Genomic DNA, 12,622 nt, shown 5'->3' with positions numbered 1-12,622 from the left:
TTGGAATTCAACGATAAAAGTGCAATATCGGGATTTTTTATGGGAAATAAGCAGCTGATGGAGTCTTGATGGGATAAAAAAAGGCTGACAGATCAATAATTAAAAACGTTTCCATTTCTGCCAGCTAAGTTGGGAGGGTGGTTACTCTACAATAATACTTTTCTCTATTTCTTTTCTCTCTTGTTGTGTCTTATTAAAATGATGTTCAATTAAAAAGCGCACTAGTTTTGACTTGGCAACATCACCGTCATCAGCCAAGGTTGCCAGATGGGCAATGGCAGATTCACTCAATGTGAATGTTGATTTTCTAAACGGAGCATTTCCTTTTGTTATCCTTTTAACCGTTGCCGATTTTGCTACAACGGACACATCGTCAGCGAGAACATTCAATGCAGACAAATTCAATGGGTGCTTGTTAAAGTTTAGCTCAATCACCTTATTTGTTGAGGGAGCAAGTTGCGCTTCTCCGACAGCATAGCGGTTAGCATCATTGATGAAATCATCAATTAAATCATCTAACGCTAACTGAGATGTCTGGATTTTATGATGAGTAGACTTAGACAGCGTAGAGTTTTTCTTGAGATCTGTCAGACCCATATTCACCTCTCATCTTTTTCATCTGTTTTTCGGCGATACGATTGCGTATCTCTGTTGCATTAGTCACTTGTAGCATTTCGGTGGCTATACCACGGATCTCGTTGGCAGCTTTACCCTGTGGTTCAATCTCCAACACAGATAAGCCTGACTCTTCACTGTCATCATAGATGTTTCGGCTATAAGTAATGGCATCAAGAACGTTGATGTCATAGGTTTTACACACTTCTTTAGCTTCTAAAATACGGTTAGCTTGGTTAGGTAAACTAGGGCATTGGGTTATGACAAATGTTGCGCGCATTTTTGGGTTAATCATCATACATGTTGCGACAATATCATCCATATGACTCACGGTTTTAAGGTCTCGGCGTTTAGGTCTGAGCGGCATGAGTACATGTGATGCTACTGACATTGTTGCGCGAAGGGCGAGGTTGTCCTGGCCACCACAATCAACAATGACATAGTCATAGTGTTGCTCAAGACTGAGTAAGTCATTACGTATTTTTCCGTATAACTGTACGCAGTTGATACTGGGTAATTCTGGGTTGTTATTTCTGGCATGGATCCAGTCTGAAGTGGTACGTTGAGGATCGCAATCAACCATAATCACTGAAGCTTGGCATTCTGCAGTTAAGAAAACGGCAATATTTTGCGCTAAACAGCTTTTACCACTACCGCCTTTTTCACCACCAACTAATATAATCATGCTTTTTCCTCAAGTACGCGTTTATTTATCTGACTGTTAAGAAGCTGCTGGATGCGCACTGGTTTTATTGGGATAGCTTTATTAACTTCTGTCACCCAATGCAACAGCTGTAACATTAATTTAGGCTGCGATAGGCTTAAGGTCAACGGTATGATTTTTGACACTTTTATTTCAATTGACTGTTGAAGTATTTTTGACAAAAAAAGCGCTTTCGTTGGTTTTTTGACACTACAGTCGGTGAAAAGGCTTACTAAGCTTGTTTGTTAATTTTATTAGTGGCTTAGGTGGTTTTTAGGGCGTAAATATGTAGTTTAAACGGGTGTGTTTACCCAGTAGTTAGGTAATATCGTTATCACTCTTAAGTTTAATATTTCAAAAGTGACCTTTATCTATTACTTATATACTAATTGATTATATGGGGTTCGTGGGTCATAACCACTTAGTACCCATTCAGTGCTCGAGAATGTAAAGCGATAAGCGCGTTATAAAAAATGACGCCTTTGAATCCTACTCCATGTTAGGCTTTGCCGATGAATCAGCAGCAGTCATAAACACGGATGCAGCACAGTGGATGAGACATTATTACAAGAAGCGATTAGCCAGAAAATGCCCTTTGGCAAATATGCTGGGCGCTATTTACTCGAATTACCAGAGCCATACTTGGTGTGGTTTCACTCAAAAGGTTTTCCTGAGGGCAAGCTGGGGCAGCAACTGGCGTTAATGTATGAAGTGAAGCTCAATGGGCTTGAAGGTATGTTGCAACCCCTGCTCGACAAGGTAAAACGGGCAAGGTGACCGATTTATTACTTAATGCAATGGGTATTAATTGCTTCTTAAAAAAGTTCCGTGATAGGGCTAAATTTCCTTTGGAATGAGAGTTGCGTCTAATAGTTGGAGATTAGGTTATGATTAGTGAAGAGTATTAGAGATTTATGCTTTATTGCATGCTTTAATATATTTGAATTGATAACTTTGAAAGGAAATTTCCGATGATAGCTAAAATAGTTAAATTGGCTGCAGCAGCAACACTGGCTCTTGGTATGTCTAGCGCTTGGGCTCAAGGTGTTATGCATGAAGGTACTGTCATGGATACTATGAATGGCGGCGGTTATACCTATGTACAGATTAAAGAAGCTGACCAAACATTTTGGGCAGCGGGTCCACAAATTGAAGTTAAGAAAGGCGATAACGTCGTTGTTCAAGAGCAGATGTGGATGAGCGACTTTGCCAGCAAAACGTTAAATCGTACTTTTGACAAGCTATTGTTTGTTGGCAGTATCGACAAGAAGTAATACGGATCTGGTTGTAGCTAAGAGCTCAACTTGTATCACAGTATAAGAAAACGGCGCAGACTTTGTCTGCGCCGTTTTCTTTTGTCATGAACTAGCGCAAAATAACGCTATTGTTTCGTTTGATTGATTGCCATGCTCAGAATTATTCCTTATAGCAAGTGTTATGCGGTCCAAGTTAGCCACTTATTTCATCTGGCCATTAATGTTATCGCCGATGATGTTTACTCTATAGCAGAGAAACAAGCTTGGTCATCTTCGCCTCGTTCCGGCTACCATTGGCACAAAAGGCTATCGCGATCAAAAGCTTGGCTAATGATCGATGATGAACGTGATGTACAAGGTGTGCCTTTTTGTTGCGGTTTGGTCAACCTTGAGACTCATTTTAATACTCGTGGCTATATTGACAGTCTCTATGTCCACCCTGATTTTCAACATCGGGGGATCGCCACTGCACTTTTTACGCAATTACAAACTTGGGCGACTTCCGCCAATATCAGTAACTTGTCAGTGGATGCTTCTAAGCTTTCAAAACCGCTGTTTCTCTCTCATGGCTTTAGACTCCACCATCGCAGTTATCAAGAAAAGCGCGGTCAAATTATAATGGGTTATTTAATGAGTAAAGTGCTGTCAGTACAGGAGCAAAGTTAAGCTGGATAAAATGATGAGTGTGAGATTGTTTACTGAACAGGATGTCGACCAACTCGCGACCTTGTTTCACCTGAGTATCACGCAGGGAGCCAGCAGCCACTATAGTGCTGATGAACGTGCAGTGTGGTCACAAGCGCCTCGAAGTCATCAAGATTGGCTTACAAGGTTACAGCCTACTACAACATGGGTGGCGGTTGAGAGAGGCGTTATTGCCGGCTTTATAAACCTTAAGCCGGCACAGCTTAAACCATCGGACAGCGCTGAAGAGGTGCTTACGGCTGACATCGATTGTCTGTTTAGTCACCCTGATTTTACGGGGAGAGGAGTGGCCACTGCACTTTACGGCTATTTAGAAGAGTATGCTGCGGCGCAACATATAAAAGAACTCACGGTTGAGGCATCTTATTTAGCCAAGCCCTTTTTCGAAAAACAGGGATATAAGGTGCTTTCAAAGAACCGACATCCACGCGCAGGGCAGGTATTAGTTAACTTTAGCATGAGTAAAGTGCTGATAAATAAGTGACGTTGGATTGAAAGAATACCCCATCAAATAACGAGGTACTCTGTTCTGTTCTGTTAGCTAACGCTAATGGGCAGCTATCAGGGTTAACGTCTATGGCTAGTGTAATGCACCTGTGGCTCTATTACGTCCACGAGTGTTTCCGGCCGTGCCATAAAACGAATAAAAGCTTCTGCTAAGGTGAGCGTCTCGACACTGCGCTGCCAGCTGGACTGTAAAATAGGTGAGTAACCCTCTTTACCTGATGCGGTATATGCTGATGACACGCCGATATACTGTTGTTCAGGGTCAATATCAAACCACTGCGGTATGCCTTCAACGTGGCGCATAATTTCAAGCTTAATGATCCGTCCACCTAAGGTTTGTCTGCCATCATAAAAATACTTAAGGCCATAGGTGTAAGGGAAACTGCCTGCTCCAGTGCCGATGACACTATTATTAGTGGCAGCATTAATGGCAGATTCTAACATCTCAAATAGACAGCGGCCTTGAATTTGGTAGGTCACTAAAGGCAGGTCAAACGGCAAAATACGGCCGATCACTTCGGCAAGGCTTAATTGCCCTTTGTTAAGTGACTGCCTAACACCACCGGCATTGTGCAGTGCAAAATCAACTTCAATGCCCATATCGACAGTTTCTTGGAACATACTCCGGCTGACCAAAGGCGCTATCTCACTGCCATGGGGCAGTGCTTTGCTCGGTAAGCGTGTATGAATGAGGTTTCTTGGCACAAAGCCGAGAATTTGATTGTCGAGGGCATCAAGCGTTGGCCGATATTTTTTAAGGATGGCTTGCTGAATGACACTGTCTTCGCCATCCCAAAAAATAGCCGGGTTAGCGTCAAGTTTTGCGCGGATCGCCAGATAATTATCAGCGCTGACTTCACCTTCACCCGCTTGCAATATAAATTGCTGGTCGAGCATAAAATGATTGCCGCCGTTAAGATCTGTCACTGTGCCTTTGTCATCAAACGTAATATCAGCGATGCCTATGTTTTCGGCGTATTTTCCAGCATGCACAATCGGCGTGTTGTTCACGCGCTCCGCATAAGGCATATTGCTTAATCCCAACTCGCGAAAATCACCTTGCAGCGTGTGAGAATGGCCGCCAACAATCAAACTGATCCCATCAACGTCTTGGGCGAGTATTTTGTCTTGGTCTAACCCAAGATGACTCAGCACGATGATGTGAACAATACCCTCAGCATGAAGCTTAGCGACGGTGCGCCTCGTCGTTTCAATGGCATTGATAAAATGCGTATCTTCGTCGGGACGGGCAATCTCTTTCATTTGATCAAGCGTGATCCCGACAATAGCGACTTGTTTATCCTGCAGTGGCTTTAAAATATACTTGGCTGTCTGCGTGTCGTTGTCATAATCATAAAGGTTAGGGTGCGAGGCCAATCGTGCTGTTTTGTGTTGGCTTTCTTGGCTTAGATCCATATTGCCCGCAAGTAAAGGGAACTGGATATCGTTAAGGAAATCTAAGACCGGGCCGTTACCCGCATCTATTTCATGATTACCGAGTACCATCGCATCGGGCTTTAACAGGTTCAGCAGATCCGAATTGGCTTTGCCTTTGAACTCTTTAAAGTAAAGTGTGCCTTGAAAGCTGTCGCCGCCATGTAAGAACAGAAACGATTGCTGATTGGCTTTGGCCGACAATTTGGCCTGAGATAGTTGGTAACCAATACGTGCGTATCCACCACTATGAGTGTATAGCGTTAATGCTTGTTGTTGCTCGAATATCGTAAACTGCAGTCGGTTTGCGTCGAAATGAGAATGTGTGTCGTTGATGTGGGCAAGTTTTAAAGTGTAATTAGACGTCATCTTAATCCTCAGAACCAAACAAGAATTATAGCACTAACCATTCTGATTGGTGAAATACTGATTTTGGCGGTTAAAAAAAGGAGCTAAGCTCCCTTTTTTTATTGATACCCAAGCGGCTTGGGTATGAAAGATAATTAGCCCTTATCTGGCTTGTCATCAAACTCGCCGTCGTCTGACAGCACAATGCCTTTATGCTTCATTCTACGACTCCACAATTTACGCGCTAATTGCTGCATATCTGTGACAGGGTCGTTGGAATCGACAATTTCGAGTCCTAGAAGTGATTCGACGATATCTTCCAGCGTCACAATGCCTTCACCAGAGCCGTATTCATCAACCACCATCGCAATCTTGGTATTACGCTTAATCATTAACTCAAACAGAGGGAGAATTTTTGCAGTCTCAGGAATGACCAGTAAGTTCTTCTTCAGCACTGCAATGGGCTCATTCGGCGTTTTACGCTCTGCCAGCAATACGTCGTTACGATTAATGTAGCCGATAATATTATCGGGTTCATCTTGGTAAACGGGGATACGGGTAAAGGGTTTTGTCATATATTTAGTGGCAAAATCACCTTGGGTTAATGTTATTGGTAGCTTAAACATCACCGTGCGAGGTGTCATGATGGTGGTGACTGGCATCTCTTTAACAGACAACATTTGAGTCAGAATTTTTGACTCCTGCTCGTCTAGTTCGCCAGAGACTCTACCAATTTCTGCCATTGCACTCATCTCTTGACGAATATACTGACCTTCATCGCCTTTACCCATTAGTTGGGTTACCTGCTTAGACATCCAGATAAGTGGCAAGGTGGCACGCTCCATCCACACTAAGGCGATTGAGACTGTTGGAGCAAGTGAGCGCCAGTAGTTCGCACCTAATGTTTTAGGAATGATTTCTGAGAAGAACAAAATAAGAAAGGTAAGCACACCTGAAAATACGCCTAACATCTCGTCACCAAACACTTTAGCGGCTTGCGCGCCGGCAACAGCGGCTCCAACAGTGTGAGCAATGGTATTTAAAGTAAGGATAGAAACGAGTGGAGATTCAACGTTTTCTTTTTGCTTATTCAACCTTGTTGCTGCAGCGGGGTTTGTTGCGGCAAGAGTGGCGATATAACTGGGTGTGACCGAGAGTAAAACTGCTTCAAACACACTACAAAGAAAAGAGATAGTAATGGCGACAAAAACGATAATGACAAGAGTTATCATACAGGTGAAATTACACTTCCAAATGGCGGACCAACATTGGTCTGAGCGGATTCTAGCACAGGTTTATATTATCCGTGATATGAGCAAATGAAGTTTAGACGCTATTTTTAGCGGTTTTTGACTCTATATGGAGTCCGTTATCCTTTGCTTAGCGGGTTTGTTTTGGTTTGGCGGATGAAACATTGAGTATAAGTGTATGAAATAGCAGCATGAGCATATTAGGGGTCCTAGGTTACTGGCCAAATTTTGTTAGGATCTGTATAATTCGCCGCCCGGATGCAGGTTTTAGGTTTTTGAGGTTACATACATGAGTGAAAAGAAGATCAATTTATTAGATCTTGATCGTAAATCGATGAGAGCGATATTTGCCGAAATGGGTGAAAAGCCGTTCCGTGCCGATCAATTGATGAAATGGCTTTATCACTTTGGTGTGAGTGACTTTGAAGAGATGACTAACATCAACAAAGCATTACGAGCAAAGTTAGCGCGTAAATTTGAAATTGTTGCGCCTGCCATTTCAAGTTATCAAAAATCAGCTGATGGCACTATCAAGTTTGCTATTGACGTAGGTAATGGCCAAGAAGTTGAAACGGTATACATACCGGAAGAAGATCGCGCCACTTTATGTGTCTCGTCTCAAGTAGGTTGTGCACTTGAATGTACCTTCTGCTCAACGGGGGCTCAAGGCTTTAACCGTAACCTGACCGTGTCTGAAATTATTGGCCAGGTTTGGCGTGTCGCTGACTTTATTGGCTTTGTGAAAGATACCGGCGATCGCCCTATCACTAACGTTGTTATGATGGGAATGGGTGAGCCACTACTTAACTTGAAGAACGTTATTCCGGCAATGGATATCATGTTAGATGATTTCGGTTTTAGCTTGTCTAAGCGTCGTGTTACCGTGTCGACGTCAGGTGTTGTGCCAGCGTTAGATATTCTTGGCGACGCATTGGATGTGGCGTTAGCCGTCAGCATTCACGCGCCAAACGATGAGCTACGAGATGTATTGGTACCTGTCAACAAGAAGTACCCATTAGAAGATTTTCTCGCGGGGATCCGTCGCTATATTGCCAAGTCTAATGCTAACCGTGGTCGTGTGACTGTTGAGTATGTAATGCTTGATCACATTAATGACAGTACTGACCAAGCGCATGAATTGGCCAAACTGATGAAAGATACGCCATGTAAAGTAAATTTAATTCCCTTTAACCCATATCCAGGTTCTCCTTACGGCCGTTCGTCTAATTCACGAATAGATCGTTTTTCTAAAGTACTGATGGAATATGGCTTAACGGTTATTGTGCGTAAAACTCGTGGTGACGATATCGATGCCGCTTGTGGTCAACTTGCAGGTGATATTAGAGACAGAACCAAGCGTTTAGCGAAAAAACGCATGCAAGAGAATCAAATTTCGGTCACAATGGATTAACTCTTTGTATCTATTGGTAGATAGGCTAAACGATGAATCATAGAAAGGTGAGCGTGCCGTTGGTTATTTTGTTGTCTGCAACAGTGCTTTCGGGCTGCGTGACACAAAATACCTATACTGGCACTGATACACCTGTCTCTGAACGAAAAGTCAATAAAGTGGCCGCGGCACGTCAACGGGTACAGTTAGGCTTAACCTATCTACAAAAAGGTAATAGCGAGCAAGCCAAAGCGAATTTAGACCGCGCTTTAGCTTTTGCTCCTGAGCTTGAAGATGTGCATATCGCATTTGCATATTATTACAGTTCAGTAGGTGAATTAGAAAAGACCGAACAGGCATACCGACAAGCAACAAACCTTCGGGATGCCAGCGGAGATTCATTTAATAATTTCGGTACATTCCTGTGTCAACAAGGTCAATATGCTGAGTCTGAAAAGATGTTCCTTAAAGCCGTTGAACGTCCTTTGTATACTCAGTCAGCATCGACTTATGAGAACTTGGGAATTTGTAGCCGAAAAGCAGGTCTAACAGAGAAAGCGCAACAGTATTTTGCTATGGCGCTTAAGTATGATCCTAGAAGACGCACCTCGCTTATCGAGTTAACTGAAATTGAACTTGAAGCAAAACGGTATACAGAGGCGAGAGTTCGGCTGTCACGCTACCATAAAGTAGCGGTCGAATCTCCAATCAGTTTAGCGCTGGGAATTGAAATTGAACAAGGTCTGAATGACGATGAAGCAGTTAGGAAATTTGGTATTTTACTCTTAGCAAAGTTTCCTTCTTCGCCTCAGGCCAAGCAATATCGGGCTAATACGCATTGATGAAAAATGAACAGAATGATCTGCCCAACATAGATAACAACGACACTGAAAGCCTAGTGGAAGAGTCAACACTCACACTGGGCGTTTTGCTAAAAAAAGCCCGCGAAAATAAAGGCGTTTCAGTAGAGGATATTGCGACGCAATTGCATTTGCGCCCGAGTATCATACTTGATATTGAAGCAGACAATTTATTAGCAGTCGGCGCGGCGACCTATGTACGCGGCTACGTAAAAAATTATGCTCGCGCGGTGCAAGCAGACCCTTTTGAAGTGCAAGTTTGCTTAGATAAACAGCTGTTAAATGATGCTGAACCGTCAATGCAAAGCTTTTCACGCAAGAGAACACACCAAGCTCGTGACGGTCGGTTGATGTTTGTCACCTACGTCATTGTGTTTGTATTGTTGGCCTTAATGGTGTTGTGGTGGTTTCAAAAATCATCCATAGAAACCAACGTCGATTACTCACAACCAACGGTTGAGGAAGTTGCCGCATCTGCGGAGGAGGCTTTCTTTAATGAAATATCTGGCAATGGACAAACAACAAACTCGCAAAGTATCGATAATGATGAGCCCGTTTATACGGCATCAAACCAAGAGGGTGCGACTGAAACTTTGAGCACTCAACCCCAGAATAGCCTCGCCAGTGCGCCGCAGTCAGCAGGACAGATGCTGGTTTCAATGGTTGAGAGCCGACTAGGCGATAATGCCTCGAATGACGCTAATAGCGCCGCTGGGCAAGTTAATCTCAATAGCGATGCTACGCTGTCAGATTTGGTCTTAAGCCTCACGGGCGATTGCTGGATAAAAGTGACAGATGCGAACGGTAAGACACTGATCAATGGTTTAAAAAAGCCAGGAAATAACATCAATGTTACAGGCGCAGAGCCTTTCGCAGTGATATTGGGCGCTCCACAAGTTGTGAGTATTGAGCTCAATGGAACTCAAGTTAGTTTGCAACAATATCCTAGCGGTGAAGTGGCGCACTTAAGCCTGCCTCTGGCTGGACAATAACAGATGACTGAGCACAAAGACGATGTATAACGAATCTCCAATTATCAGACGCAAATCTAGCCGCATTTATGTTGGCGATGTACCGATTGGTGACGGCGCACCTATTGCCGTGCAGTCGATGACAAATACTAACACCAACGATGTGGCTGCCACAGTGGCACAAATTAACGCATTAGAAAAAGTCGGCGCCGATATTGTTCGCGTATCCGTACCCACTATGGATGCTGCAGAAGCGTTTAAGCTTATCAAGCAACAAACCAACATACCGTTAATTGCTGATATTCATTTTGATTACCGTATTGCCCTTAAAGTGGCTGAATATGGTGTCGATTGTCTGCGTATCAATCCAGGTAATATTGGCAACGAAGAGCGTATTCGCAGTGTGGTTGAATGCGCGCGTGACAAAAACATCCCCATTAGAATAGGGGTGAACGGTGGTTCATTAGAGAAAGAACTAATGGACAAATACAAAGAGCCTACACCTCAAGCGCTATTTGAATCTGCGATGCGTCATGTTGATATTCTCGACCGTCTGAACTTCGATCAATTTAAAGTCAGCGTTAAAGCATCAGATGTATTCTTAGCGGTTGAGTCATATCGTTTGTTGGCTAAGCAAATAATACAACCACTTCATTTAGGCATCACTGAAGCGGGCGGTGCGCGTGCAGGATCGGTTAAATCGGCTGTTGGCTTAGGTATGTTACTGGCTGATGGTATTGGCGACACATTAAGAATATCGTTAGCGGCTGATCCTATTGAAGAGATTAAAGTGGGCTTTGATATTCTTAAGTCATTGCGCATACGTTCACGCGGAATTAACTTTATTGCTTGTCCGTCATGTTCTCGCCAAGAGTTCGATGTTATCTCTACGGTTAACGAGTTAGAGCAACGTCTTGAAGATATCGTTACCCCATTGGATGTTTCTATCATCGGTTGTGTGGTCAATGGTCCAGGTGAAGCGCTTATCTCCGATATTGGCCTGACTGGCGGTAACCGCATGAGCGGCTACTACAAAGACGGTGTGCGTCAAAAAGAGCGTTTTGACAATAACAATATTGTTGATTCGCTAGAAGCTAAAATTCGGGCAAGAGTCGCCATGAGTGAAGCAAGAATTCCAGCGCAAGATGTAACGAAGTAAACAGCTTGATAGTCACAAGTGAGCTTGGCTTGCTTGTGATTTTTTATGGGTAAAAACACCCATTTTACGTTTAGTATCGAAACGCCTATAATGCAGGGCGTTTTTTATTTTCAAACAGCAAATTTGGCGAATCGAACAGTGGCAAAACAGATCCAAGCGATCCGCGGAATGAACGACATTCTGCCGACCCAAAGTCCTATATGGCAAAAACTTGAAACCGTTCTTAGAGAGACTGTCAGTGCATACGGTTACAGCGAAATCCGTACACCTATCGTTGAAAGTACTGACCTTTTTAAACGTTCAATCGGTGAAGTTACTGATATTGTTGAAAAAGAAATGTATACCTTTGAAGACCGTAACGGCGACAGCTTATCGTTACGTCCAGAAGGTACCGCATCAACGGTACGCGCCGGTAATGAACACGGTTTACTGTATAACCAAGAGCAACGTCTTTGGTATATGGGTCCTATGTTCCGTCATGAGCGCCCACAAAAGGGACGTTACCGTCAATTCAATCAATTTGGTGTTGAAGTCTATGGCATCGCCAGTGCTGACATCGATGCTGAAGTATTAATGCTATCTGCCATGCTTTGGGAAAAGCTGGGGATTTCCGAGCATGTCACACTTGAGCTAAACACCTTAGGTGATAGCGAAGAGCGTGCAGCATATCGAGATGCTTTGATTGCCTTTTTAGAGCAACATAAAGATGTGCTAGATGAAGATAGCCAACGCCGTATGTACAGTAACCCGCTTAGAGTTTTAGACTCTAAAAATGCTGCTGTTCAAGCTTTGTTAGGCGATGCACCAGCGTTGATGGATTACTTAGGCGAAGAGACTCGTTCACATTTTTCACATTTATGTGAACTCTTAGAGGCTGTTGGCATCCAATACACAATCAATCCTCGTCTAGTGCGCGGCTTAGATTACTATAACCGCACCGTGTTTGAGTGGGTGACATCAAGTCTAGGCTCACAAGGCACAGTTTTAGCTGGCGGCCGTTACGATGGTTTAGTGGGTCAACTCGGTGGTAAGTCAACACCAGCAGTCGGCTTCGCTATGGGTCTAGAGCGTATTGTGTTATTGCTAGAAACTCTCGAGCTAGATAAAGATGTTAAACCAGCCGTTGATGTCTATGTCACCGCGATGGGTGATAACTGCCGAGTTGAAGCGATAAAGGTTGCGCAAGAGTTAAGAGCAAGTTTGCCGAGTTTGAAAGTGATGAGCCATTGTGGTGGTGGCAACTTTAAAAAACAGATGAAGCGAGCAGATAAAAGCGGTGCTGCTGTGGCACTTGTGATTGGCGAAGATGAACTTGCCAATAATCAAGTGGCAGTAAAGTACCTTCGTGAAGATAAAGCACAAGAATTAGTTGCCCGAGAAGCGTTGGCGACTTATATTGCAGAACTGATTTAAAAGGGGAAGTA

The 12,622-nt window shown here is 43.5% G+C and carries 13 protein-coding genes; 9 read left to right on the top strand and 4 right to left on the bottom strand.

What is annotated here, in order from left to right; all coding sequences use genetic code 11:
- Positions 1-141: 141 nt before the first annotated feature.
- Both CXF86_RS10885 and CXF86_RS10880 read right to left on the bottom strand, forming a co-directional pair.
- Entirely contained in the window at positions 142-597 is a 456-nt protein-coding gene (locus CXF86_RS10885; protein WP_101093372.1) for a CopG family transcriptional regulator, read from the bottom strand.
- Positions 557-1,300: a division plane positioning ATPase MipZ gene (locus tag CXF86_RS10880; protein ID WP_101093371.1), complete on the bottom strand. Its 744-nt coding sequence runs from the start codon at positions 1,298-1,300 to the stop codon at positions 557-559. The genes CXF86_RS10885 and CXF86_RS10880 overlap by 41 nt, the downstream gene beginning before the upstream one ends.
- 567 nt (positions 1,301-1,867) lie before the next feature.
- Between CXF86_RS10880 and CXF86_RS10870 the strand changes: the two genes are divergently transcribed.
- The 4 genes from CXF86_RS10870 (at position 1,868) to CXF86_RS10855 (ending at position 3,763) form a co-directional block, all read left to right on the top strand.
- A complete protein-coding gene (locus CXF86_RS10870; RefSeq protein ID WP_101093369.1) occupies positions 1,868-2,095 on the top strand; it encodes a DUF3820 family protein in 228 nt (75 codons plus the stop codon).
- A 194-nt stretch (positions 2,096-2,289) separates the two neighbouring features.
- Positions 2,290-2,592 (top strand): NrfJ, encoded by a 303-nt coding sequence (locus tag CXF86_RS10865; protein ID WP_101093368.1) that lies wholly within the window; start codon positions 2,290-2,292, stop codon positions 2,590-2,592.
- 132 nt (positions 2,593-2,724) lie between these two features.
- Positions 2,725-3,240, top strand: coding sequence for a GNAT family N-acetyltransferase (locus CXF86_RS10860; RefSeq protein ID WP_102038962.1), 516 nt, complete (start codon positions 2,725-2,727; stop codon positions 3,238-3,240).
- A 13-nt stretch (positions 3,241-3,253) separates the two neighbouring features.
- The gene (locus tag CXF86_RS10855; RefSeq protein WP_257982758.1) at positions 3,254-3,763 is read left to right on the top strand and encodes a GNAT family N-acetyltransferase; all 510 of its coding nucleotides are present in this window, start codon (positions 3,254-3,256) and stop codon (positions 3,761-3,763) included.
- Positions 3,764-3,846: 83 nt separating this feature from the next.
- Here CXF86_RS10855 and CXF86_RS10850 read toward each other — a convergent pair whose 3' ends face one another.
- Both CXF86_RS10850 and CXF86_RS10845 read right to left on the bottom strand, forming a co-directional pair.
- Positions 3,847-5,589 carry a bifunctional metallophosphatase/5'-nucleotidase gene (locus CXF86_RS10850; protein ID WP_101093365.1) on the bottom strand — a complete coding sequence of 581 codons (1,743 nt, stop codon included), beginning with the start codon at positions 5,587-5,589 and terminating at the stop codon, positions 3,847-3,849.
- Between the two features lie 134 nt (positions 5,590-5,723).
- Positions 5,724-6,800, bottom strand: a complete 1,077-nt coding sequence (locus CXF86_RS10845) for a CNNM domain-containing protein (RefSeq protein WP_102038960.1) — start codon at positions 6,798-6,800, stop codon at positions 5,724-5,726.
- 307 nt (positions 6,801-7,107) lie between these two features.
- On the opposite strand from CXF86_RS10845, the gene CXF86_RS10840 reads away from it, so the two are divergent.
- The 5 genes from CXF86_RS10840 (at position 7,108) to hisS (ending at position 12,611) form a co-directional block, all read left to right on the top strand.
- A complete protein-coding gene (locus CXF86_RS10840; RefSeq protein ID WP_102038959.1) occupies positions 7,108-8,229 on the top strand; it encodes a dual-specificity RNA methyltransferase RlmN in 1,122 nt (373 codons plus the stop codon).
- Between the two features lie 32 nt (positions 8,230-8,261).
- Positions 8,262-9,050 carry a type IV pilus biogenesis/stability protein PilW gene (gene pilW / locus CXF86_RS10835; protein WP_101093361.1) on the top strand — a complete coding sequence of 263 codons (789 nt, stop codon included), beginning with the start codon at positions 8,262-8,264 and terminating at the stop codon, positions 9,048-9,050.
- Positions 9,050-10,060 carry a RodZ domain-containing protein gene (locus tag CXF86_RS10830; RefSeq protein ID WP_102038958.1) on the top strand — a complete coding sequence of 337 codons (1,011 nt, stop codon included), beginning with the start codon at positions 9,050-9,052 and terminating at the stop codon, positions 10,058-10,060. Before pilW ends, CXF86_RS10830 begins: the two co-directional genes overlap by 1 nt.
- A 22-nt stretch (positions 10,061-10,082) precedes the next feature.
- A complete protein-coding gene (ispG, locus tag CXF86_RS10825) occupies positions 10,083-11,198 on the top strand; it encodes a flavodoxin-dependent (E)-4-hydroxy-3-methylbut-2-enyl-diphosphate synthase (protein WP_102038957.1) in 1,116 nt (371 codons plus the stop codon).
- A 138-nt stretch (positions 11,199-11,336) separates the two neighbouring features.
- Positions 11,337-12,611 (top strand): histidine--tRNA ligase, encoded by a 1,275-nt coding sequence (gene hisS, locus CXF86_RS10820; protein ID WP_101093383.1) that lies wholly within the window; start codon positions 11,337-11,339, stop codon positions 12,609-12,611.
- Positions 12,612-12,622 lie beyond the last annotated feature (11 nt).

The sequence above is a fragment of the Shewanella sp. GutCb genome, assembly GCF_002836135.1.
Taxonomy (GTDB): Bacteria; Pseudomonadota; Gammaproteobacteria; order Enterobacterales; family Shewanellaceae; genus Shewanella.
The sequence above is the reverse complement of the archived record's forward strand: the minus strand, read 5'-3'. Positions and strand labels throughout refer to the sequence as shown.

What these genes read in the sequence shown, in the direction of transcription:
- CXF86_RS10830 (WP_102038958.1), top strand. Translation starts at nt 9,050, where the DNA reads ATGAAAAATGAACAGAATGATCTGCCCAACATAGATAACAACGACACT.
- CXF86_RS10840 (WP_102038959.1), top strand. Translation starts at nt 7,108, where the DNA reads ATGAGTGAAAAGAAGATCAATTTATTAGATCTTGATCGTAAATCGATG.
- CXF86_RS10880 (WP_101093371.1), bottom strand. Translation starts at nt 1,300, where the DNA reads ATGATTATATTAGTTGGTGGTGAAAAAGGCGGTAGTGGTAAAAGCTGT.
- CXF86_RS10845 (WP_102038960.1), bottom strand. Translation starts at nt 6,800, where the DNA reads ATGATAACTCTTGTCATTATCGTTTTTGTCGCCATTACTATCTCTTTT.
- ispG (WP_102038957.1), top strand. Translation starts at nt 10,083, where the DNA reads ATGTATAACGAATCTCCAATTATCAGACGCAAATCTAGCCGCATTTAT.
- CXF86_RS10865 (WP_101093368.1), top strand. Translation starts at nt 2,290, where the DNA reads ATGATAGCTAAAATAGTTAAATTGGCTGCAGCAGCAACACTGGCTCTT.
- CXF86_RS10855 (WP_257982758.1), top strand. Translation starts at nt 3,254, where the DNA reads ATGAGTGTGAGATTGTTTACTGAACAGGATGTCGACCAACTCGCGACC.
- pilW (WP_101093361.1), top strand. Translation starts at nt 8,262, where the DNA reads ATGAATCATAGAAAGGTGAGCGTGCCGTTGGTTATTTTGTTGTCTGCA.
- CXF86_RS10885 (WP_101093372.1), bottom strand. Translation starts at nt 597, where the DNA reads ATGGGTCTGACAGATCTCAAGAAAAACTCTACGCTGTCTAAGTCTACT.
- CXF86_RS10850 (WP_101093365.1), bottom strand. Translation starts at nt 5,589, where the DNA reads ATGACGTCTAATTACACTTTAAAACTTGCCCACATCAACGACACACAT.
- CXF86_RS10860 (WP_102038962.1), top strand. Translation starts at nt 2,725, where the DNA reads ATGCTCAGAATTATTCCTTATAGCAAGTGTTATGCGGTCCAAGTTAGC.